Source organism: Enterococcus sp. 9E7_DIV0242, assembly GCF_002140975.2.
Taxonomy (GTDB): Bacteria; Bacillota; Bacilli; order Lactobacillales; family Enterococcaceae; genus Enterococcus_L; species Enterococcus_L clewellii.
This window is the reverse complement of sequence record NZ_CP147247.1, coordinates 511,324-533,083: the sequence shown is the minus strand read 5'-3', so window position 1 is coordinate 533,083 and position 21,760 is coordinate 511,324. Positions and strand designations below refer to the sequence as shown.

Sequence of the window (21,760 nt, the reverse complement as noted above, 5' to 3'; positions counted from 1 at the left end):
ATATTCAGTTTATCAGAAGTCTATGAAAGCATCTGTAAACGCTGATATTAATGGGTTTTTAAGCAGTTTGATGAATGCTGTCAACTCCTACATGTCAGAATAAAGTGCAACATTCACCATGCCTCTGTTGGGTATTTTTGTTATGGAATGAGGAAGCTTGAAATTACTGAAGCTTCGTATTAACATATAGGGTATAGGGGTATGCTCTATATATTAATTAAGGAGTGAACTATATGTCACATCATCCAGATCATGAAGTAGGTAATTTAGTTAAGCGCATCAATAGAATCGAAGGACAGGTAGGTGGAATTAAAAACATGATTATTGAAGAACGTCCTTACGACGAAGTAATCATCCAATTGAATTCTGCTAGATCTGCTCTTCAAAAAGTCAGTCAGATCCTTTTAGAAGCTCATGCCGATCACACATTTATGGACGCCGTTCAATCAGGCCAGACTGAAAAAGAGCTCGCAAGTCTTAGACGGGCCATTCAGCAATACAGTAAAATGTTGTAATTAGGAAAGTAGTAGGTGATATGTATGAATACATGGAAGGAAAACAAAATCATTTGCTTAGCATTACCAGCAACTATAGAGAATGTTCTTCAAACACTTGTTGGCTTCATCGATACTCTTATGATTTCCAAAATCGGACTATTAGCTGTAACAGCCGTTGGTGTCGCGAATACCATTTTAAACGTGTATCTAGCGTTGTTTATTGCTTTAGGAGTAGGAACATCTGCGTTGATCGCTCAAAAAATTGGTGCCGGCAAGGGAAAAGAAGCACAGACTATTACCAACCAATCGGTGATCTTGGCCATCTTGATCGGGCTTTTTTTAGGTGTGATCTCCATCCTGTTTGGCCGCCCGTTATTAGGGATTATGGGTGCATCAGCGGAAGTCTTAGATTCCGGAATGCAGTTTTTTCTGGTTGTTGGGGGAGCTTCTGTGTTTATCGCTTTAATGACTATTTTTGGGAGCATCCTACGTGCAACTGGTGATACAAAATCACCTATGGAAATAAGTGTTGTAGTAAATATTGGGAATATCGTGATTGATTACATTTTGATTTTTGGGTTTGGTCCAATTCCAGCTCTAGGTGTACTGGGTACAGCGATTGGGACAGTTCTATCACGAGTGATTGGTTGTGTACTGCTTTACAGAAAGGTGCAACAGTCCCAAAGTCCAATTGATTTACCTAACTTATTTTCAAAGAGCAATTTCAAACCGCTGATCGATATTTCTATTCCAGCTGCATTAGAACGTTTGGTTATGCGACTGGGACAGGTTGTTTATTTTGGTTTAATTGTCAGTATTGGCGCTAAGACATTCGCTGCCCATTCAATTGCCGGGAACATTGAAAGCTTTACTTACATGCCTGGTTATGGATTAGCGACAGCAGCAACTACTCTGGTTGGAAACAGTATCGGTGCTAAGAACTATAAGCAGACGAAGGAATATGCTTACTCATCTGTAAGATATGGGGTAATCGTCATGTCAACCCTTGGTGTGATTCTTTTCTTTGGCGCACCATTCTTCGCTTCTTTATTTACTGACGATCAGGAAGCTATTCGACAAATCATTATTGCTTTAAAAATTGATGCTTTCGCTCAGCCAGGGTTGGCAATAAGTTTAATCACCACAGGTGCTCTTCAGGGAATGGGGGATACTAAAGCACCATTGTATAGTACCGCCCTTGGAATGTGGGGTGTCCGAGTGGTGGGAGTTATTCTTCTTTCGAAAGTATTGAATATGGGGATTGCAGGAATTTGGCTATCTATAGCCGTTGATTTATACTTACGTTCACTGTTTTTGGTTTATAGATTTGGAAAGAATTTGAAAACCTATGAGAAAAATAGGAAATAATCTGTTAGTTCTCTATTTGGTAAGACTCTTATTCATGTAAAGGAAAGGAAGTCTGTTATACCAGGCTTCCTTTTATTCCGGCAGCAAAGTAATTTAAACTATACAAAAGGAGAGTGTAATTGTTCATGTCAACTTATCAACATTTAACAGCTGAGGAACGAGGAAAAATCGAAGCATACTTAGACGAAGGTTTGTCTCAGGCTGAGATAGCAAGACGTTTAGACCGGCATCGATCAACAATCTCCAGAGAAATCCGGAGAAACAGCGAAGAGAGAAAAGCAAACAGCCTGGCAGCATTGCGCTATCAGGCTTCAAGTGCTGGTAATTTGGCTCGCATGAGAAAAAGAAACTGTGGAACAACTACAAAAGCAACTGTACATAATACAAAAACTATTTTGAAATACTTGAAGAAGAAATACTCTCCAGAACAGATAGCAAACAGTGTACGCAGCATCAATGTATCTACAAATACCATCTACAACTGGATTTATTCTGGTTTGATCAAGTTTCCAATAAAGAAGCTACGACTGAAAGGGAAGAGATACCGGAGAAAATATAGCGGTAGATTACTGAAGAAAACTCCATCACCACAATTCTATGAGAATCGCTTAGTCACTGATCGACCTGAAGCAACTATTCTAAGAACTGATTTTGGTCATTGGGAAGCTGATACAGTACTCTCTAAGCGTGGTGTAGAAACTTGTCTAGCAACGTTCGTAGAACGTAAATCACGGCATTATGTGGCCATTAAAATGACTCGAAAAGACGGTGCTTGTATGTTGGCAGCTATGGAACGCTTGGTTGAAATGTATCCCTCAGGTGTGAAATCAATTACCTGTGATCGTGGTATTGAATTCGTGAACTTCCATAATGTAAAACACATGGAAGATACCTATGGTATTAAAACATATTATGCGCACCCATATGCGCCACACGAACGTGGATCAAACGAATACCATAATGGACTACTAAGAGAGTATTTTCCAAAGCCTACAGACTTCAATAAAGTATCCCAGTTAAAGATCGATCAATCAACAAATGAAATCAACAATCGGCCAAGAAAACTGTTCAAATGGAAGTCAGCAAACCATAAATTCCATTTGGAGTACGCTAAAATATAAAACAATGTTATTCAATGAAAAGCATTTTCAAGCAAACCGTTTAAAAAAGCGGAACAAAATTGTATAATGAAAACCATTAAGAATGTTATTAAGATTTGTTTAAGATGTTGCACTTAGTATTGACAAGTGCCATTCTGTTTTAAATCAAGAAGAGCTACATGCTTTCATATTTCAACAGCTAACTACATTAGATGAACAGATACAAGTAGATATATTTACACTATTTACCAAAGAGTTTGAGAAGAAATCAGTTGCGTTTTATCAATCTGTTGGTGGAACACATGCTTTACAGTTTAAGAGTAGTTCATTTGTTCAGCAGTTTATCTCAGAAATTCAGCAACAACTGACTCTGGCAGGAGATACAGCAAAGATTAATCTATTTGAGTATACTGACAGACTAATTCAAGAACGCTTTGGCTATTTCAGTGGAGGAAATGAAGAGAATAAAAAGCAACTTCTTCAACAATTTAGTAGAAAGGAACTGACAGACAGGATACAAAATAATGGCTTTGTTGCATTAGTTGACAGCTTAGGCAGAGAATGGCAGTTAGATAGATATGTAGACACTGTATTAAATAGTAATCTTGCAGAAGTAGACTGGCAAACAAATAGAGAACTGGCTGCAGCAGAAGGGAAAGACTTGGCGTGGATCAGCCACCACGGAGCTACAGATGACTGTGGAAAATGGGAGCATGTTCTGATTAGTCTTCATGGTAAAACAACAGGACTGCCAACTTTTCAACAGATTAAAGATAGTAAGCAGTGTTTCCATCCTAACTGCCAACATCATGTAAATGTTGTGAAGAGTTTGGAGCTAGTGCATCCAGATATATTAGCAACAACTAAAAAGAAGTTGGGGAAAAATATGTAGGAGTTGTAGTTGTAATAGAAGTAAAAGCAGAAGTAGAAGGAAAACAATTGGAGTATGTCATTTTGCTAAGAGTGTCTGTTTTTTGACCGTTAATTAATTTCTACCTTAATTGACTTTCTTAAATTGATGTTCTATTATAAGGATATCCCTATATATTACTATTATATTACTATTAATAATACAGTAAAAAAGCCAGTGCTACCAACACTGACTTAATATAAGTTGAGCAGTTCTTAACTGGATAGCTCAGCTGAGAATACGGCTCTTATCTGTTTCTACTTCCTACGGTAGCAGGTAAGAGCTTGTTACTTTTGTTTAAAACTGTCGTAACACTTCAGCAACAGAGTGCAAGCAGCAAAAATCAATGTAATTACTTGGTATTCTGTCATGACATCACCCCCAGTACAACAACTGAGGTCTCATGTATTCAACTGCTCAACTTAAGGTTAATGATAGCAAATTTTATGTCACAAGTATAGAGGGTCTCCTTTGTACAAAAAGAGGGCTAATAGACGGTTTGAATCCAGAATGTTCCAGTAGCAATAACGCAGTTGAATACAGCATGAAACAGCCAAAGTAGAATAACTGCTCTGGCTGTTTTCTTCCTCTGTATTTTGTCTATTTAACTGTCAAAATTAGTTAAAGATTAGCGAACAAATTAGCTTACAGAAATGCTGTCTAAAAATTGCTTTTTTTAACTTCTGCAAATTGATTAAAAAGTAAAACCTATATAACTTATGGAATCTACTTGTATTTATTTAAAATGTAAGTTAAAATGACAGTGAAAATATTAGCTAATTCGTAAGCTAAAAAATTAGCTAAATTGATTGACTTTTACAATGCAGTATCTTAGTATAAATATATACAGATTTATCAATGCATTAAAAGTGTATGAATAGTTACAAAATTGTATTAATAAATAGTATGAATGTCAGTGTATTTTAAAACAGTAAAAAACCAGTGCTACGAACACTGGTTAGAATAAGTTGAGCTAGGCTCAGCAGCTTTATTTGCCTCTTATCCATTTTTTCTACTTGGCGGTAGTGGATGAGAGTCTTTTTATTTCGTCTTAAAGCGGTCGTAGAGCTCCAAACTGAATTTACACAGAGCAATAATAAACATTGCTGATTGGTATAGATCCATGGGCATTCAACCTCCAATCTCTGCTGGAGTATTAGCCCTTTTCAACTTATATTAACAAGTATACAGAAATTTTGGTTTCTATCAACTTATATATAGTGTTTTTTTTCTTTTAAATAACACGCTTTAGTCATTTTTAATAAATTAGAACAGTAATGATGGTCAAAAGAACGCTTCTTTTTGTTAAAACATAACAAATATATTTTTTATTCTAGCTACATTTTTTTCTATCTCCATTTTATGTTGTATATCTGCTGCCAATGTTCATGAGGGGGCTGGTGTCCTTTCCTTCATCTAAAATAATATGATTCTGTAAAGAAGCTAGGTATATCTCAGTGGTTTTGACAGAAGAGTGTCCTAGAAGCTTCTGCAAGGTATAGATACTTGCGCCGTTTGCAATTTGAGCCTGAGTAAAGTAATGCCTGAAGGTGTGAGGGCTGCACCTAACAGTTTCATCAATGCCAGCTAATTTTCCAATCTTTTTAATGGATCTCTGCACCATATCCACAGTGATTCTGTTCCCGTCCTTTGTCAAGAATACATAGTCCTGACATTTAATAGTAGGTTTTGCTTCAAAATACTGTTTCTTTATCCTGTCATACTTCATTTTCTGTTTCATCAGAATAGCACTAGTATACATAAATCTATCCTTTTTTCCTTTACCTCTAACCACAGTTATCCCTGATTCATTGAAAGTAGCATCAGTCAGATTACACAGCTCTGATACTCTTAAACCAGTATCAGCCAAAGTCATTAAAATGAACCTGTCTCTTTCAGCAAAGTATCTGCTGGCAAGTCCTTTGTTGTTCTTCTGGTGTACTCTGGTTTGATCATAGACATATTTCAACATCTTCTTAACATCTGTATCAGAGTATGCTTTAATAACTTTCTTCTGTTCCTTCAGCCATTTGAGTCTGGTGCACGGATTTTCAGTGTGGTCAATATAGCCCTCATTCTCACAGAAAACAAAGAAAGCTCTGATTGATCTGATAAAGGTATTTACATAGCTCTCAGTTAATCCAGATTCTAGCTGATCAACAACAAAACTTCTGACGTGAAACAGTTTCACCTCATTTAAGTACATGACCTGATGATTACTGTTAATAAATTTGAAAAACACTGACAATACTTTTTTATGCTTAGCAATGGTTCCAGCAGAGAGTCCTCTTGCTTTGTCAGTGAAGGTAAACTCTGGCAAGAGTTCTAATAATGCAATTTTTTCAGCCATAATAAAAAGCCTCCTATACTGTTATAACTACAAATAACGGCATAGAAGGCTGTTCAGTTTATCTGTTGTCCAAGAGGTTTTATGGTATCTGTTGGACTACTGATAAACACTATTTATTTTACTGGGAATTACTGATTTTCACTGTTGGAAAACTGCTGTAAATGCTGTTGTAGCGCTCTTAACGGATACCCAATGCAATCCGTGCGTAACGAGACATTTTATCGGTTGTCCATGCTGGGTACCAAACAAGCTTCACTTCCACGTTTTTAACTTCCGGAATATCTGCTACAGCCTGATGGATTTGTTCTGTCAGGATGTCTGCCAAAGGGCAACCCATTGTTGTCAAAGTCATTTTGATGACTGTATCACCGGTTTCTTCAAATTCTATCTCATAAATCAAGCCTAAATTTACAATATCAATACCTAATTCAGGGTCAATTACTGTTTCAAGCGCTGTTAAAATCTCTTCTTTGATCCCTTCAATTTCCTCAGCAGACCATTTTTGTTCTTCGCTCATTGTCTTCTCGACTCCTTTATCCTTAGCTATCGTTTATGATACCTTCTTTTTACCATTTTGTAAATGAGAATCTCTTTCACAGATGAGGAAAAGAGCTGTATTAATGCACAGAAAACGCCGTATTTTAGGAATCAAAAAATAATTTATAAAGAATAACTCTAAAAAGGTTGACAAATTATTAAGAAATTTGTAAACTTGTGGATGTTAACACATTGTAAATATGTTTTCATGTGACTGGATAATACTAGGCATGGAAGAATTTCGTATAGGGATGGCTTGTTCATACTATTATATGGGATTGTTCTATGCTTTTTTTGCGTCTATAGTCAGGATGAAAACAAAGCAAACACTTCTGCAGAAGAGGAATGTTTATGAAAATAAAAAAAGTATTGAATCAAAACGCAGTGCTTGTTCTTGACGAAGGACAGGAAAAAGTTGCAGTCGGTAAGGGTGTCGGTTTTAACAAAAAGAAGAATGACTTGCTGCACGCACAGCAGGTTGAACGGATTTTTGTGATGGAGCCGGAAGGATTGAAAAAGCTTCAAGTCCTGTTATCACAAATCGATGAAAAATATTTTTTCGCAACAGAGGAAATCATTAAGTATGCTGAGACGACTCTTGGTGAAAAATTGAATGCCCATATCAATGTTGGCCTAAGCGATCACATTGCATTTGCTGCTGAGAATATTCAGAATAATATCATCGTTCGTAATAAGCTATTGCATGAAATCGAGATTCTTTATAGTGAGGAGTTTGCGATAGCACAATGGGCGGTTGATTATCTGACTCAGACATTGGGGTTGCCATTTAGCTATGATGAAGCGGGGTATATCGCTATCCATATCCACAGTGCTCGTGGTGGACGAACAGATAACAGTAAGAGTATCCGCGAGGTTACGATTGTTTCTGAAATTATACGATTGATTGAAAAAGAACTGGATATTGATGTTTATTCTGAACAGATGAGCTTAAGCTATTCTCGTTTAGCAAATCATTTACGTCTGTTCATCCATCGCTTCGAGCAAAATCATTACGCGGTACTGGATGATGATATCCTAGATGTTGTTCGAAAAAAATATGCTGAAAGTTATGAAATCGCTAAGAAAATCCAGGTATTGCTGATGAAGAATTTTCATTATCAAGTGCCGAGTGAAGAACTGGGCTATCTAGCCATTCACATTGAGCGGTTACGTATGATCAAAAACAAATAACGAAGGAGTTGTGTATTATGAAAGAATACATGCAAAGAATGGGTCGCTCTCTAATGCTTCCAGTCGCAACTTTACCAGTTGCAGCACTATTTATGGGAATTGGTTATTGGATAGATCCGAGTGGATGGGGAGGCAATAATATTTTAGCAGCTTTTCTTATTAAAGCTGGAAGTACAATTTTGGATAACTTAGGAATTTTATTCGCTGTAGGGTTAGCATTAGGAATGTCTAAAGACAAGGATGGCTCAGCAGCTTTGAGTGGTTTAGTTGCGTTTTTAGTTCCTATGACACTTGTAAATTCAGCATCAGTAGCAATGTTTCAAGGTATTGCTGAAGATGATGTAAATATTGCTTTTTCTGCTATAAATAATAAAAATGTTTTTATAGGAATTTTAGCAGGTCTAGTTGCGGCAGCCATGTATAATCGGTTTAGTAGTGTAAAATTACCGATGGCGTTATCCTTTTTTAGTGGTAAACGTTTGGTTCCAATTGTTACAGCTGCAGCAATGTTACTACTTTCAGCAGGTTTGATTTTCGTTTGGCCTCCTGTCTACACAGGTTTAGTTTCGTTTGGGGAATCTATTTCAGGTATGGGGGCTATCGGAGCAGGATTATACGGTCTGTTTAATCGCTTATTGATTCCAACGGGTCTCCATCATGCGCTAAATAATGTGTTTTGGTTTAATATTGCAGGAATTGATGATATTGGTAAATTCTGGGCAAGTGAAGGAGTAAAGGGAATAACAGGTATGTATCAAGCTGGGTTTTTCCCAGTAATGATGTTTGGTTTGCCAGCTGGTGCTCTGGCTATTTACCAATGTGCTCGCCCTGAAAAGAAAAAGGCAACAGCTTCATTGATGATGGCGGCAGGATTTGCATCATTCTTTACAGGTGTAACTGAGCCTTTAGAATTTGCGTTTATGTTTGTTGCTTGGCCACTTTATGTCGTTCATGCAATTTTGACAGGTATTTCTATGTTTATCGCTGCAACATTTCAATGGACTGCAGGATTTAATTTTAGCGCGGGATTAATTGATTTTGTACTTAGCTTAAGAGTTCCGATTGCAAATCAGCCATATATGTTGTTATTACTTGGATTAGTTATGGCAGTTATCTATTATTTCACATTCCTGTTTGTCATCAAAAAATTCAACTTGATGACACCAGGACGTGAAGAAGGAGATGGAGAAGAAACGCCAGATGTTGCTGAAGGGGACAACAAATTTGCTTCATTAGCTCGTAGAATTTATGAAGGCCTAGGCGCACAAGGAAATGTTACTTCTATTGATAACTGTACGACTCGTTTACGTTTGACAGTGAAGGATACAAATACTGTGGACCAAGCTAAAATCAAAGCGACAGGTGTACCTGGCGTGAAAGTCATTGATGATAAAAACATTCAGGTAATTGTTGGAACAGAAGTACAATTCGTTGCTGATGAAATGACAAAGCTGCATAATTCAGGTGGTCTGACAGGTGCACCAACAGGTGAAGTAGCAAAAAAGTCTGAAGTGCAAGCTGTAGCTCCATCAGCAACAGTTGCAGGTGGTTCAAATGATCTTTATGCTGTTGCTGATGGAAAAGTTGTTCCTATCAGCGAAGTGAGTGATGATGTTTTCTCAGCAAAAATGATGGGTGACGGATTTGCAGTACTTCCGACAAACGGAGAAGTGTTTACTCCTGTCGCCGGTAAGATCACAAATATTTTCCCAACAAAACATGCAATGGGCATCTTGACTGATTCTGGCATCGAAGTGTTGTTGCACATGGGATTAGATACTGTTGAATTGAAGGGTGAGCCTTTCGCCTTACACGTATCTGAAGGTCAGACAGTGAAAGCCGGAGATAAAATTGCAACAATCGATTTGTCTGCATTAGAAAAAGCAGGAAAGAAATCTGATTTGATCGTTGTATTTACAAATCAAGATATTGTTTCTTCTTATGATCTGACAAAAGCTGGTCAGTCTGTGAAGGCAAACGAAACTATTGGTCAAACAGTTGTAGAATAGATACATTTTAAGAAGAAACTTCATAAAATATGAATCCCCGCCTATAAAAAAGTTGTGGGTGGGGAGCTGTTAAGATCATAATAACTTTAATGGAATATAATGCTCAGAAAATCAAAGAGTTTGTCATAATTTCTTTTAGAACATATAAAAAAGGCGACCTCCAAAATTATCTTTTTGGAGGTCGCCTCATTTGTATTATCTAGAAGTACACCAACTGTTACCACCAGAAGAAGAACCCGATGGAACTCCCCAAGGCCATGCACAACCACCAGTAACCCAATCCATAATCCCTCCCCAAACCATAGAAGGACCTGCATTCCAGCCTCCGTTAATATCTTCCAATTGCATTTCATCTTCAATTTTTTGTAACAATTCGTTTGATTTTTCCATATCAAATTACCTCCTCTTTTTATAAATATAATTATATCACTTGTTGAAATGTATTTCTATTGTTTTTTGAACATTTTTAATAAATGTGAGGGTAAAAACTTATCTTTTAGAAAATGAAAGTATTCATTTGCCATTGTCTCTTTGCCATTCTCTAAAAGTAAAAGGCCAATTAGAAAATCAATATGATAACCTTGGGAGTGAATAGAACCAAACATATTAGTAGCTGACTTTTCTTTCCTATATTTCATGATATCCTTTAACATCTGTGATTGATGTTTCTTTAATAGAAAAATTTTATTTAATGTTGAATAGTAGACAACATCAGGATGATCTGGATAATTAATCTCTAAAAAATTTAATAATAGTTGAAATGTTTCTAAATCATTTTCAGAGGAATAACCTAAAAAATGTATAAGTACTGAGAAAGTATATTCTGTTATTCGCAAGTTATCTAAGGACAAAATTTTAGAAGAGTCTATTAACAAAAAACTCCAGAAAAGATGTTCTAATGTTTGGTAGCTTTCATTTTTGATACTATCTCTTAAATAGAAATATCTCCATCTATCATTCTCAGGTTCTTTTTTCAACATTAACTTAAGTAAATCAGAATTTCTTTTATTTTTATTTTTATTTTCTATGACTTCATTCTTGTATCCATCATGTTCAATATGTATATCTAATGATACATATGCAACATAGGGATTAAGGGTTTTATTTCTAAGTTCTTCATGAACGAAGCCAAAAAAATAGAAATTATCTCTTTTTCTAAAAATTCTTCTAACAGCTACTATTTCCTGTTCATCATGATTAATAATTTTAGGACAGAACGCAATCGGAATGTAATCACAAAGAAAATCGCATTGTCTAAGTATGTGTTTGAGATTTGAGGTGTCTGATGTGTCTTCTAATGATTCATCTGCGTCTATGAAAAAAATGAACTCACTAGTAGACTTTGAAATAGCATAATTTCTTGGTAGCGAAAAATCATCGGTCCATTTTTGGTGAAACAGTCTTATTTTTGAGTTATTCAATTTTTCAATAATGTTTACTGTAGAGTCAGTTGAGCCAGTATCAACAATAATGATCTCATCAGAAATTGCTACTATACTATTAATACAACGTTCAATACATCTTTCTTCATTTTTGCATATTATAGAAAACGTGATGCTAGGCAATTTTTTTTTACTAATATTGTTTATGACATCAATTATTTCATTTGTGGAAAAATGTGCTTTATGATTTTTTAAAAATTCTACTAGATTGGAATCAAACTCTATAATATAATTTAAGTTATTAATCCATTCTTGAAGAGAAAAAACGTCTAAAATGCTTGCTTTTGATATATGTTGGTTTAGATAATCCGACATATACATATTGTAAAGTGTCATAATGTATCCTCCTATTCATAAATAAATAATAACAAAAATTCAGTAAAAGGAGTAGTATTATTGAAAAAAAAAATTATCCCATATTTACAACAAGATGAAACGGATTGTGGTGTTGCATGCATGTATATGCTATTAACTTATTATAACAGTAAAGTACCTATACATATTCTAAGAGTTTTGTCTGGAACGGGTACTCAAGGAACTTCAGCACTAGGAATAAAAAAGTGTGGAAATGCTTTAGGACTAGAAGTATCTGTTTATAATGTTTCGAAAAAAATAATGAGTAAAGAATTTTTTTCAAACCCATTTATAGCACATATCAAATTGGAGAATGGCTTTGAACATTATGTATTATGCTACAAAAAAAAAGGGGAATATATTTATTTCGTTGACCCTGCTACAGGAAAAGAGAGGCTAAAAGAAAGTGATTTTGTAAAGAAATGGTCTGGAATTATTATTGATATCTTTCCATCAGAAGATTATTCAGTTAAAATCGTTGAATCGTTTAGCTTGTTTTCATATTTAAAGTTATTCGTTGATAAAAAAAGAACATTTATATTTGTTTTTTTTGTATCACTTTTTATTTCTGCAGTAGGAATAGCAAACTCATACTATCAGAAATTTTTAATTGATCAAGTAATTCCAAAAAATAATATTAGTATGTTACACAAATTGTTTATTGTCCTTCTGTTAATTTTAGTATTTAGAAGTTTCATGAATTACTTAAAAAATGTAATTGTTTATTCTTTGTCTCAAAAAATGAATTTCGAGTTGAACTCTGAATTTCTTAAACATATTTTGAAACTGCCTTTAGATTTTTTTTATAATAGGAAGACGGGAGAAATTATTTCGAGAGTAAATGATATAGAGATCATAATTGACTTTCTCAAAAGTTTTTTAGTAGATTTTATAGTAGACATTTTGATGCTAATAATCATGTCTCTAGTTTTAATGTTTCTTAACTTCAAATTGTTTTTAATTGCATTGATATCAATTCCCATATATATTCCTTTGACCTTGTATTTTAGCGAAGCGTATAAAAAAAAGAGGAAGAAAGTTTTAACTGAATTAAGTAATTTTGAATCTGTCTATATAGAAATGATAAATGGTATGGAAACTATAAAAAGCTTTAGAAAAGAACATCACTTCTATGGTAAAGTTTCTAAACAATTAGATAAGTATATTGTATCTAGTAAAGAACTATCCAAAATAAGCTATATGCAAGAAGTATCAAAAGGAATAATTTACTCCACTATAATTTTGTTTACGATGTGGTTAGGAGGATATTTAGTAATTAATAATCGAATGTCGTTAGGAAGTTTAGTGGCCTATAGTTCTATGTACATGATGTTTTCTATTCCTTTAGACAATCTGTTAATGTTCCAATTAAAATATCAATCTGCAGTAGTCTCAAATGATCGTTTGAATGATATTATGGATATCTCTAACGAAAATCTAATGAATAATAAAATGGGAAATTTTGATATTTTAATACAGGAACTGAGATATAATATTGATACAAAAAATATGACTAATAATTTAACAGTTAAAATTAAACAAGGAGAGAAAATAGTTTTAGTGGGGAAGAGTGGATCAGGTAAATCTACACTTGCAAAAATGCTAGTAGGTATTGTTGAACCAAACCAAGGCGATATTCATATTGGTGATTTAAATATAAAGTTCATAGACAAAGATGAGCTCAGAAAGCATATTTTGTATGTCCCTCAAAAACCATATTTGTTTAAAGGAACAATATTAGAAAATATAATTCTAGAAGATGACTTATATGACCTAGATAGGATAAAGAAATGTTGTCAAATAGCTGAAATAAGTGATTTTATACAGAAAACTTCAAATGGTTTAGAAACTCAATTGTATGAAGGTGCAACCAATATTTCTATTGGTCAACAACAGAGAATAATACTAGCAAGAGCGTTTTACCATAATTTTAAAATTTTGATACTTGATGAAGCTACCTCTGGTTTAGACTCAAATACAGAAATGAAAATAGTTGAGAATATATTGAAAATGGATCAGACAGTTATATTAATAACTCACAATGAAACCATAATAAGTATGTTTGAAAGAAAGATAAATTTAGAATAGTAAGTATTTTAACTGATTAGAGGCAAACATTGCATAGACTTAGACTGAATGAATCAGAAATTATATCTCACTGAAAATTACAAAAATCTAATACTAATGAAACATATGACGTTACTATATTTTTTTAGACTATTTTAATGAAATATGAAGTTGTAAAAACAAGAGGCTACTATCATGTGTCATTTTTTCTATTTTAATTAAGTTTTCAAATTAGTTACTTCAAAATAATAAAATTTTTGATATTAATCCCCCTCTTCCAAAATGAGTTTTTTGAGTTATACATAATGTGGGGGCTTTTTATTGATATCGGATAAGTCATTCAATGTTAGTATAAAAATTTTTTGAATAGATAGTTTTATATTACGCATTAGATATATGGAAAGCTCTTTTCAAAATTACTGAATAAAGAGGGATAAAAATGAAAGAATTAAAAACAGAACGAGTGCATTTACGCCAATTTAAGGAAACCGATAGCTCTGATTTGTATGAGTACTTGTCAGATAAAGAGGTAGTAAAGTATGAACCTTATAAAGCTTTTTCAAAGGAAGAAGCTATGAAAGAAGCTGTACGAAGAGCTGAAAGCACTGAGTTTTTCGCAGTATGTCTAGGAAATGGAAAAGTCATAGGTAATGTATACTTTAGTAAAGGGGCTTTTGATACATGGATGATCGGCTATGTGTTCAATCGCCAGTATTGGGGACAAGGCTACGCCTCTGAGAGTGTGAAAGCAGTGATTGAATATGGTTTTACTGAATTAGGCGTACATCGGATTACCGCTTTGTGTAATCCTGAAAATGAAGCATCTTGGCATTTGCTTGAGCGTGTTGGCATGAGAAGAGAAGGCGTACTGAAAAAGAATGTGTACTTTTGGAAAGACGAACAAGGTGTACCGATTTGGCAGGATACCTATGAGTATGCGTTACTAAAGGACGAGTATACAAGCTAAATATATTAGTGACAAAAAAGAGTCCGGGACATAAATAAATTCCCGGACTCTTAGCATGCCTAATTCCGAATAAACGGTGGGTCAGAAAAGCGGTTCAAATGTCCTGCTTTGCCTCGAGTAATCGCAGAGGCAGCAACTACTAGCAGCGAGCTGTGTCGATGTCCGCTCAACACTCGTAGGCCCTAAACTGCGACGAGCCACAAGCGAGAATGCATCAGTGGTAAACCACTGTGTTTCAAGGCTCTTCGACAATAAGCCAAAATTGTTGAGAATCACTAGTTTGTACGCAAAATAGATGATGAACAATACCTACTTGGTTAGCAAAAATTTGTGGAACAATTTTCGTAAATTCCGTCTTATTGCTTAGAATCACTGTGAGTGCTCTTTTGAGCAGAACAGATGATGAAAAGTACCTACTTTTGGTGCTTGAAGCTAACCGCTTCGGCACTGACCTCTTTTTTATATGGCTCATTTCATGAAAATAGCAAAAAACAGAAACTTATTTTTAGTAAGCATATTTGTTGCCATATTCTAAAAAAGGTATATAATTTGAAAAGTAAAGGTCAGTGAACGTCAAACGAAATAGCATGTTTAGCCCGACCTTACAAATAAAAACAGGAGGTTTGCATATTATGGCAAAAGAACATTACGACAGAAGCAAAGCCCATGTAAATATTGGGACGATTGGTCACGTTGACCATGGAAAAACAACATTGACTGCTGCAATTACTACAGTATTAGGGAAAAAAGGCCTGGCAAACCCGCAGGACTATGCTAGTATTGATGCAGCACCAGAAGAACGTGAACGTGGCATTACAATCAACACGGCTCATGTAGAATATGAAACAGAGAAAAGACACTATGCTCATATTGATGCACCTGGACACGCGGATTATGTGAAAAATATGATTACAGGCGCTGCACAAATGGACGGAGCCATCCTGGTGGTATCGGCTACAGACGGACCCATGCCTCAAACAAGAGAACATATTCTATTGTCTCGTCAAGTAGGCGTTAAGCACTTGATCGTCTTTTTGAATAAAACTGATTTGGTTGATGATGATGAGTTGATCGATTTGGTGGAAATGGAAATCAGGGAACTATTGACAGAATATAATTTCCCGGGAGACGATATTCCAGTGATTAAGGGCTCTGCATTAAAAGCACTTGAAGGAGATCCGGAAGCAGAAGCGGCAATAATGGAGTTAATGGATACAGTGGATGCATTCATCCCGACTCCTGAAAGAGATACAGATAAACCTTTATTACTTCCAGTCGAAGATGTGTTCACGATTACAGGCCGTGGAACAGTAGCATCAGGGCGAATCGATCGCGGACAAGTAAAGGTCAACGATGAAGTAGAGATTGTTGGAATCAAGCCGGAAACTCGGAAAGCAGTCGTTACAGGAATCGAAATGTTCCGCAAAACGCTTGATTATGGTGAAGCTGGAGATAACGTTGGGATTCTTCTTAGAGGGATCAACCGTGATGAAATCGAACGTGGTCAAGTAATTGCTAAACCAGGTTCCATCACACCGCATACAAAGTTTAAAGCAGAGGTTTATGTTTTGACAAAAGAAGAAGGTGGACGTCATACGCCGTTCTTTACGAATTATCGACCACAATTTTACTTCCGTACAACCGATGTGACTGGCGTTGTTGAATTGCCAAACGAGGTTGAAATGGTTATGCCAGGTGACAATGTGACGATTGATGTGGAATTGATCCATCCAATTGCCGTTGAACAAGGGACCACATTTTCTATTCGTGAAGGCGGACGAACAGTTGGCTCCGGGATTGTTACAGAAATAGAAAAATAAATAAGAAAAACTCAAACAAAGCGAAATTCTGAGCCGACCCCCAAATGTTAAACCTGAAAACCTAACTTTTGGGGGTCACAACATTTCCTTGCTTTTGTTTGAGTTTTTTTGAATTCTAGTTGTTTAATGAAAAAATAAGCTTTTTCTGTCTCTATCCACTGTCTTTGATATGAAGGTTATCCAACATTCTTCACAGGCTGATGCGACTGCTAAAATAACAAGAATAATACCTAGAATATTGATACTTAAAAAAAGATAGAGCAACGGAGAAAGAAATAGCAATAATCCTGTTAGCTTATTGAGATAAGTGTGTAGGCTGACAAACTGTCGGTATTTTACAAAACCAACAAGGTAGGACAATAGGCGAATCGCTAGGACAAACAATGTCCAACATAAAAGCCAAGTAGGTAGGTGCAACACTGGTAGAAGCTTGATTGCTGTTACAAGAAGAAAAAGGCTATCTGCAATACTATCTAAAATAGCCCCAGTTGAACTGGCTGTATTTGTTTTTCGAGCGATATACCCATCTAGCATATCACTAATGCCGCAGCTTAAATAAAGAGAAAAGAATATAAAACTAAGAGGCTCCGTAAAAAGCAGGAGTAGAGTGAGCAGCAGGCGTAGGCCTGTAACGATGTTTGCGGCTTGTTTCATTCCATACCTCCGTAGCAATCAATTATTCGAGTAGTGTGTGACCACTTGTCAATTCTATTATAGCAAATTATTCTCTGGCAATTCCTGATTTTATCTGGTATGTATGCTATAATCAGTCAAAAAATAAAGAGGTGTGTATATGGAGTGTCGAGTTGTACAAGTAGATGCGTTTACAAAGATTCCAGGACAAGGAAATCCGGCCGGTGTGATTCTATCAGGTGATGATTATTCAACGGAACAAATGCAGGAGATCGCTAAAAAAGTAGGCTTTAACGAATGTGTTTTTGTCTGTACGAGTCAAGTTGGTGATGTCAAGCTGCGGTATTTTACACCCGGTCATGAGACGCCTTTATGTGGGCATGCAACGATGGGGGCTGTCTATTTGCTTTCACAGCAGGAAAACACTGATCGAGATTGGCGAGTGGAAACACAAGCTGGAATCATCACTGTCAGCTATGAGAAAGAAACAGAGAAGATGACAATGGAGCAAGCGCCTGCGAAGTTCACTGCGTTTGAAGGAGATCAAGAAGCACTTTGTCAGGCAATCGGTATTCTTGAAGCTGATTTAGAACCGGAAATGCCAATCGTTTATGGCAATACAGGCTCATGGACGTTGATCGTTCCAGTTAAGGAGCCAGCTGTGCTAGATAAAATGGTGCCTCAAACGAAGCATTTTCCTGATATACTGAAAGAAATACCGAAATCCTCCATCCATCCGTTTGCCCTTTCCACTAAGCAAGCAGATCAATATGAAGCGAGACATTTTTCATCACCATTTTCAGGTACAACAGAGGATTCGGTTACTGGAACAGCATCTGGCGTAATGGGTGCATACCTGTTGGATCATCTCTACCGTGAAAAATCAGAACAGGAGATTTCCATTCTACAAGGCAAGCATGTGCAAAAAGAGGGAAGATTAACTGTTTTGGCCAAACGAGCTGCGGATGGTCATCATTTTGTAAGTATTACGGGAACTGCCTGTAAAAATCAGGAGCTTTCCATTTCAATAGAGAAATAGCGTTAGAAAAAGAAATCACTCACAGTAGCCCATTCTATGGCGAACATTGTGAGTGATTTCCTTTTTAGTTACCGTTGATATCTATTTTTTAAGATGCGTTTGATGCCATGACTTTTTTTACCAGAAGCATCTATCGGTGCATTATCGATGATCAAAAGAGCAATCATGACATAAATGATCGAGCTGTCACGAGAATACAAAGTATAGCGAGGCACCCAAGTGGAGGCGTACTTGTTTTTATAGGCTCTCAACCCTTGGAAGGAGTAGAAGCTAGCGCCGAATTTATAGACAAGAAAAGCGAAGCGTTCCTGAATAAAGCTTTTCCGTGAAGTGCCTACATTAGCAAGGGGAGCCATCCCCATATTGAAATAGGTAATTCCGTCTTCTTTCATAGCGTTGAAAATAGAAATAAAGAGAAAGTCCATGACCCCAGAAGGCGCTCGTTGTTTATAACGCATCAAATCAATGGTTCCTTCTAGCTTTGTGTAGGTGGGCATAATGTTGGCGAAAGCAATGATCTCACCGGAGTTATCTTTGACAACGGCAATGTCAGATAGCTGTAAATAGTCTTCTGAAAAGAATCCCAGTGAAAATCCCTTCTCCTTTCTATTGCCTAGCCACTCGTCGGAGACTGTTTTTAGTTCTGATAGAGTTTCTGGAAGAAACGGGGGAGACAGAATGTCAAATTGATACTGTCCCTTTTCAAATCGATTCATGGTTGCACGATCTGCTCTGCGTTTTTTACCGGAGAGCGTAAAATCAGCTAGCTCTACATGTGCTTCTTCACCCATTTTTATGAAGTCATACCCAAACTCATGAAGTAATAGGACGAGTGATTCAGATACCTCATAAAACACGGGCAAGTAGCCCCAAACATCCGTTTCTTGAATGAACTGTGCAATAGCCGCAGAAAAATCTTCTTTTGCGCCAGATGGATCTCCCATAACAATACATTTGTTGTTGAAGGTTTTGAACTGTAGTAGAACCGTCTCATTTCCAGCGCTATTTTTGTAAATATACATCTCTTTATCATTAAGAAAAAGCAACTGACTATTTGCATTACCTCCATAAGTCTGGAATAGAGCGGAAGCACGTTCTCTATCTAGAGGTTCCCCGATCGTATGTTTTTTCCCTTGAAGGAAGCGGATAAAGACGAACATGAATAGTGCTGTAATTAAAATTCCTAGAAATCCGGACAACCAAACTCGCTCAGACGGGAAAAGAAAGAACGAAATGATATGGTGCTTATGATGTGGAAAGGTCGGAAGGTTGTAAACACCAATTGCTATATAGAGAATCATTAAAACAGCAAATATAACTCCATCGACTGTTATCATTTCCCATGAATAGACCAATTGTTTCCGGTAAAGCTCCTTCTTAGAGAAAATAACAAAGAGTAATAGCACGATTAAAATGAAGATGACACTCCAACTCAAGTCCTTAAAAATCGTGTAAGCAAGTGTTAATAAAATTAAGCCGATCGTTGGAATATAGGCACGGGTGACTTTTGCAGCAATACCGCGCCCCATAATCAACAAAGAAAATCCTAAAAGAACTGCCGGAAATTGAGTTAGTAGATGAAACGACCAAGGATTGAGCTCCTTCAGCCAATGAAATTGATTGAAGGCTTCTGGAATCGTTGTAGAAAGAACGATCATGATTCCAGAGAAATACATCAGTGCCACCAGTAACTTATGGCTGATCTCAATCGACAGCTCTCTTGGGATTCCGGCGTAGCGATCATTTAGGCTGCTACTTAAATTTTTTAGGAAAAAAACGACTCCAATCAAAAATGGCACTATATAATAGAAGAGTCGATACAAAAGCAGCCATGCAACGACAGTCTCTCTGGGAATATTCCCTAAAGCTGAGAGCCCTAAAATCATCATAATATCAAAGCTTCCTAAGGCACCGGGAATCATTGAAATAATTCCGATGACCGAAGCCGCAATGAACAAAGGGATGATCTGGGTAGGGTGAAAAGAAATATCTAATAGCTTACCAATCAATAGGAATGTTACTAAAACTCCTGTCCATTCCAAAAAGGAAGTAAGAATCAATTGGAAACGCGAGGTAAGTGGTATATCACCAATATACTCATCTTTTCTGAGTGTTGTAAGTAGCATGATGGCAGGAAAATATAAGCCACCGCCAATCAGCCAAATAGAGTACTGGCTGAGAAAGCCTGTATCAGGACCAAATAAGACCAGAAAAAAGGCAAGGAAGCTATATATCGAGAGACCGGACAACAGAAAAATCAAAATTTTTGAGAGTGCTTTGACGACTTTTTTGCCATCGGTATTTTTGCCGTAAAACTCTGACCGAAGCCCAATACTGATTAAGCCACCGAAACCGGCGATATTGTTGATCGAATTGATCATCCAGCTAGTTTCGAACAAATAGCTTTTTTTGACTTTTTGCTCCAAGGTTCGATTAAGAACGATGTCATAGCCGAACATAGGTGTCACTGCCAGTAATCCAACCAGTAACATTAAAATAATCTTCCAGACTGGAAGAGCTAAAAAAATGGTTTTAAGCTGGTCAAAGGAAAGTGTTTTTCCAATCGATAACAGTTCGCTGGTTACAATAAAAAGAACAGAAATAATAAAGACTATCTTGATGAATCCCAGTCTATGTTGGACCCATTGGATGATTTTTTTCATAAATCCACCTGCTTTTCTAAAAGAAATGATAATATATGTTTATTGAATAACTTTGGGTTTTTCTGTGCAAAAAGGTGTCCTTGACCTGAAACCAAAACAAATACTGCGTTGGGAATCATGTCTGTGATATACATAGAATGTTTCAGCCTAATTACATCTCTTTTTCCAACAATTACTAGCGTTTTTGCGGAAATTCTTTGCAGATCACTCGAGGTGATTCCTGTGTCTTTCAACATCAAGGCTGTGATTGCTGCGCGTCCTCGCCAACGAGGAAACACGCCAAGAGTACGAAACCAGAGATATTCAAGCAACACACCCATTTTAGCCATGTAAGTTAGTCCGTTGACTAGAGTGTTTCCCGCGTTTAAAATCAAATGTCGAACCATTTTCGGATGATCCGCAGCAAAGCGCATAGCAATAATTGCTCCGTCGCTGAAGCCGAGAATATCAAGAGAGTGAATCTTCTCTTTCTCTATGATAAGATAAAGGTCATCAGACAATAAATTGAAGGTAAGAGTTGATTGTGTGTTCGTTGAACGCCCGTGGCCACGAAGATCAACAGTATATACTTTGAAAAAACGGCTGAGCACTGGAACCTGATACAGAAAGTATTCACTACTGCCGCCATTCCCATGAAGTAGGAAGAGGGGGAAGCCGGAACCGGTGACTTCATAAAAAAGTTTACTGCCATCCGCTGTCGTAATAGATTTCTTCTCACTTGCCATTTTCATCACCTACTGGTTCAAGTATAGCCATTTTTCAGAAATTTGAAAAATGATATGGAGGAAAGCGAGCATTCGGAATGTTTATTAA

General features: G+C 36.4%; 17 protein-coding genes. 10 read left to right on the top strand and 7 right to left on the bottom strand.

Annotated elements, in window-relative coordinates:
- The first annotated feature begins 233 nt into the window (after positions 1 to 233).
- The 4 genes from A5888_RS02555 (at position 234) to A5888_RS02540 (ending at position 3,857) form a co-directional block, all read left to right on the top strand.
- On the top strand, positions 234 to 515 hold the full coding sequence (locus A5888_RS02555) for a metal-sensitive transcriptional regulator (RefSeq protein WP_086347594.1): 282 nt from the start codon (positions 234 to 236) through the stop codon (positions 513 to 515).
- A 24-nt stretch (positions 516 to 539) separates the two neighbouring features.
- On the top strand, positions 540 to 1,865 hold the full coding sequence (locus tag A5888_RS02550) for an MATE family efflux transporter (protein ID WP_086347691.1): 1,326 nt from the start codon (positions 540 to 542) through the stop codon (positions 1,863 to 1,865).
- 125 nt (positions 1,866 to 1,990) lie between these two features.
- The gene (locus A5888_RS02545; RefSeq protein WP_086347690.1) at positions 1,991 to 2,986 is read left to right on the top strand and encodes an IS30 family transposase; all 996 of its coding nucleotides are present in this window, start codon (positions 1,991 to 1,993) and stop codon (positions 2,984 to 2,986) included.
- 118 nt (positions 2,987 to 3,104) lie between these two features.
- Positions 3,105 to 3,857, top strand: coding sequence for a phage minor capsid protein (locus A5888_RS02540; protein WP_339102073.1), 753 nt, complete (start codon positions 3,105 to 3,107; stop codon positions 3,855 to 3,857).
- A 1,378-nt stretch (positions 3,858 to 5,235) separates the two neighbouring features.
- Here A5888_RS02540 and A5888_RS02535 read toward each other — a convergent pair.
- Both A5888_RS02535 and A5888_RS02530 read right to left on the bottom strand, forming a co-directional pair.
- Positions 5,236 to 6,225, bottom strand: a complete 990-nt coding sequence (locus A5888_RS02535) for a tyrosine-type recombinase/integrase (protein WP_086347688.1) — start codon at positions 6,223 to 6,225, stop codon at positions 5,236 to 5,238.
- Between the two features lie 178 nt (positions 6,226 to 6,403).
- Positions 6,404 to 6,742, bottom strand: a complete 339-nt coding sequence (locus tag A5888_RS02530; protein ID WP_086347687.1) for a metal-sulfur cluster assembly factor — start codon at positions 6,740 to 6,742, stop codon at positions 6,404 to 6,406.
- A 371-nt stretch (positions 6,743 to 7,113) separates the two neighbouring features.
- Here A5888_RS02530 and A5888_RS02525 point away from each other — a divergent pair, with 371 nt between their 5' ends.
- Together A5888_RS02525 and nagE are read left to right on the top strand one after the other, a co-directional pair.
- On the top strand, positions 7,114 to 7,953 hold the full coding sequence (locus tag A5888_RS02525) for a PRD domain-containing protein (protein WP_086347686.1): 840 nt from the start codon (positions 7,114 to 7,116) through the stop codon (positions 7,951 to 7,953).
- A 17-nt stretch (positions 7,954 to 7,970) separates the two neighbouring features.
- Positions 7,971 to 9,962 carry an N-acetylglucosamine-specific PTS transporter subunit IIBC gene (gene nagE / locus A5888_RS02520; RefSeq protein WP_086347685.1) on the top strand — a complete coding sequence of 664 codons (1,992 nt, stop codon included), beginning with the start codon at positions 7,971 to 7,973 and terminating at the stop codon, positions 9,960 to 9,962.
- A 195-nt stretch (positions 9,963 to 10,157) separates the two neighbouring features.
- Here nagE and A5888_RS02515 read toward each other — a convergent pair whose 3' ends face one another.
- Both A5888_RS02515 and A5888_RS02510 read right to left on the bottom strand, forming a co-directional pair.
- Positions 10,158 to 10,352: a hypothetical protein gene (locus A5888_RS02515; protein WP_339101888.1), complete on the bottom strand. Its 195-nt coding sequence runs from the start codon at positions 10,350 to 10,352 to the stop codon at positions 10,158 to 10,160.
- Between the two features lie 56 nt (positions 10,353 to 10,408).
- Positions 10,409 to 11,740 carry a glycosyltransferase family 2 protein gene (locus A5888_RS02510; protein ID WP_339101887.1) on the bottom strand — a complete coding sequence of 444 codons (1,332 nt, stop codon included), beginning with the start codon at positions 11,738 to 11,740 and terminating at the stop codon, positions 10,409 to 10,411.
- 60 nt (positions 11,741 to 11,800) lie between these two features.
- Between A5888_RS02510 and A5888_RS02505 the strand changes: the two genes are divergently transcribed.
- From A5888_RS02505 to tuf, 3 genes are all read left to right on the top strand, one after another.
- Positions 11,801 to 13,846, top strand: coding sequence for a peptidase domain-containing ABC transporter (locus tag A5888_RS02505; RefSeq protein WP_339101886.1), 2,046 nt, complete (start codon positions 11,801 to 11,803; stop codon positions 13,844 to 13,846).
- Between the two features lie 418 nt (positions 13,847 to 14,264).
- The gene (locus A5888_RS02500; protein WP_086347684.1) at positions 14,265 to 14,792 is read left to right on the top strand and encodes a GNAT family N-acetyltransferase; all 528 of its coding nucleotides are present in this window, start codon (positions 14,265 to 14,267) and stop codon (positions 14,790 to 14,792) included.
- A 632-nt stretch (positions 14,793 to 15,424) separates the two neighbouring features.
- A complete protein-coding gene (gene tuf / locus A5888_RS02495) occupies positions 15,425 to 16,612 on the top strand; it encodes an elongation factor Tu (RefSeq protein WP_086347683.1) in 1,188 nt (395 codons plus the stop codon).
- Between the two features lie 123 nt (positions 16,613 to 16,735).
- Here tuf and A5888_RS02490 read toward each other — a convergent pair whose 3' ends face one another.
- Complete coding sequence (locus tag A5888_RS02490) at positions 16,736 to 17,266, bottom strand: CDP-alcohol phosphatidyltransferase family protein (protein WP_086347682.1); 531 nt, start codon at positions 17,264 to 17,266, stop codon at positions 16,736 to 16,738.
- 139 nt (positions 17,267 to 17,405) lie between these two features.
- Between A5888_RS02490 and A5888_RS02485 the strand changes: the two genes are divergently transcribed.
- A complete protein-coding gene (locus A5888_RS02485) occupies positions 17,406 to 18,284 on the top strand; it encodes a PhzF family phenazine biosynthesis isomerase (RefSeq protein ID WP_086347681.1) in 879 nt (292 codons plus the stop codon).
- Positions 18,285 to 18,352: 68 nt separating this feature from the next.
- On the opposite strand, the gene mprF is transcribed toward A5888_RS02485, so the two are convergent.
- A complete protein-coding gene (gene mprF, locus A5888_RS02480; RefSeq protein WP_086347680.1) occupies positions 18,353 to 20,947 on the bottom strand; it encodes a bifunctional lysylphosphatidylglycerol flippase/synthetase MprF in 2,595 nt (864 codons plus the stop codon).
- Positions 20,944 to 21,672: an alpha/beta fold hydrolase gene (locus tag A5888_RS02475; RefSeq protein ID WP_086347679.1), complete on the bottom strand. Its 729-nt coding sequence runs from the start codon at positions 21,670 to 21,672 to the stop codon at positions 20,944 to 20,946. The genes mprF and A5888_RS02475 overlap by 4 nt, the downstream gene beginning before the upstream one ends.
- Positions 21,673 to 21,760 lie beyond the last annotated feature (88 nt).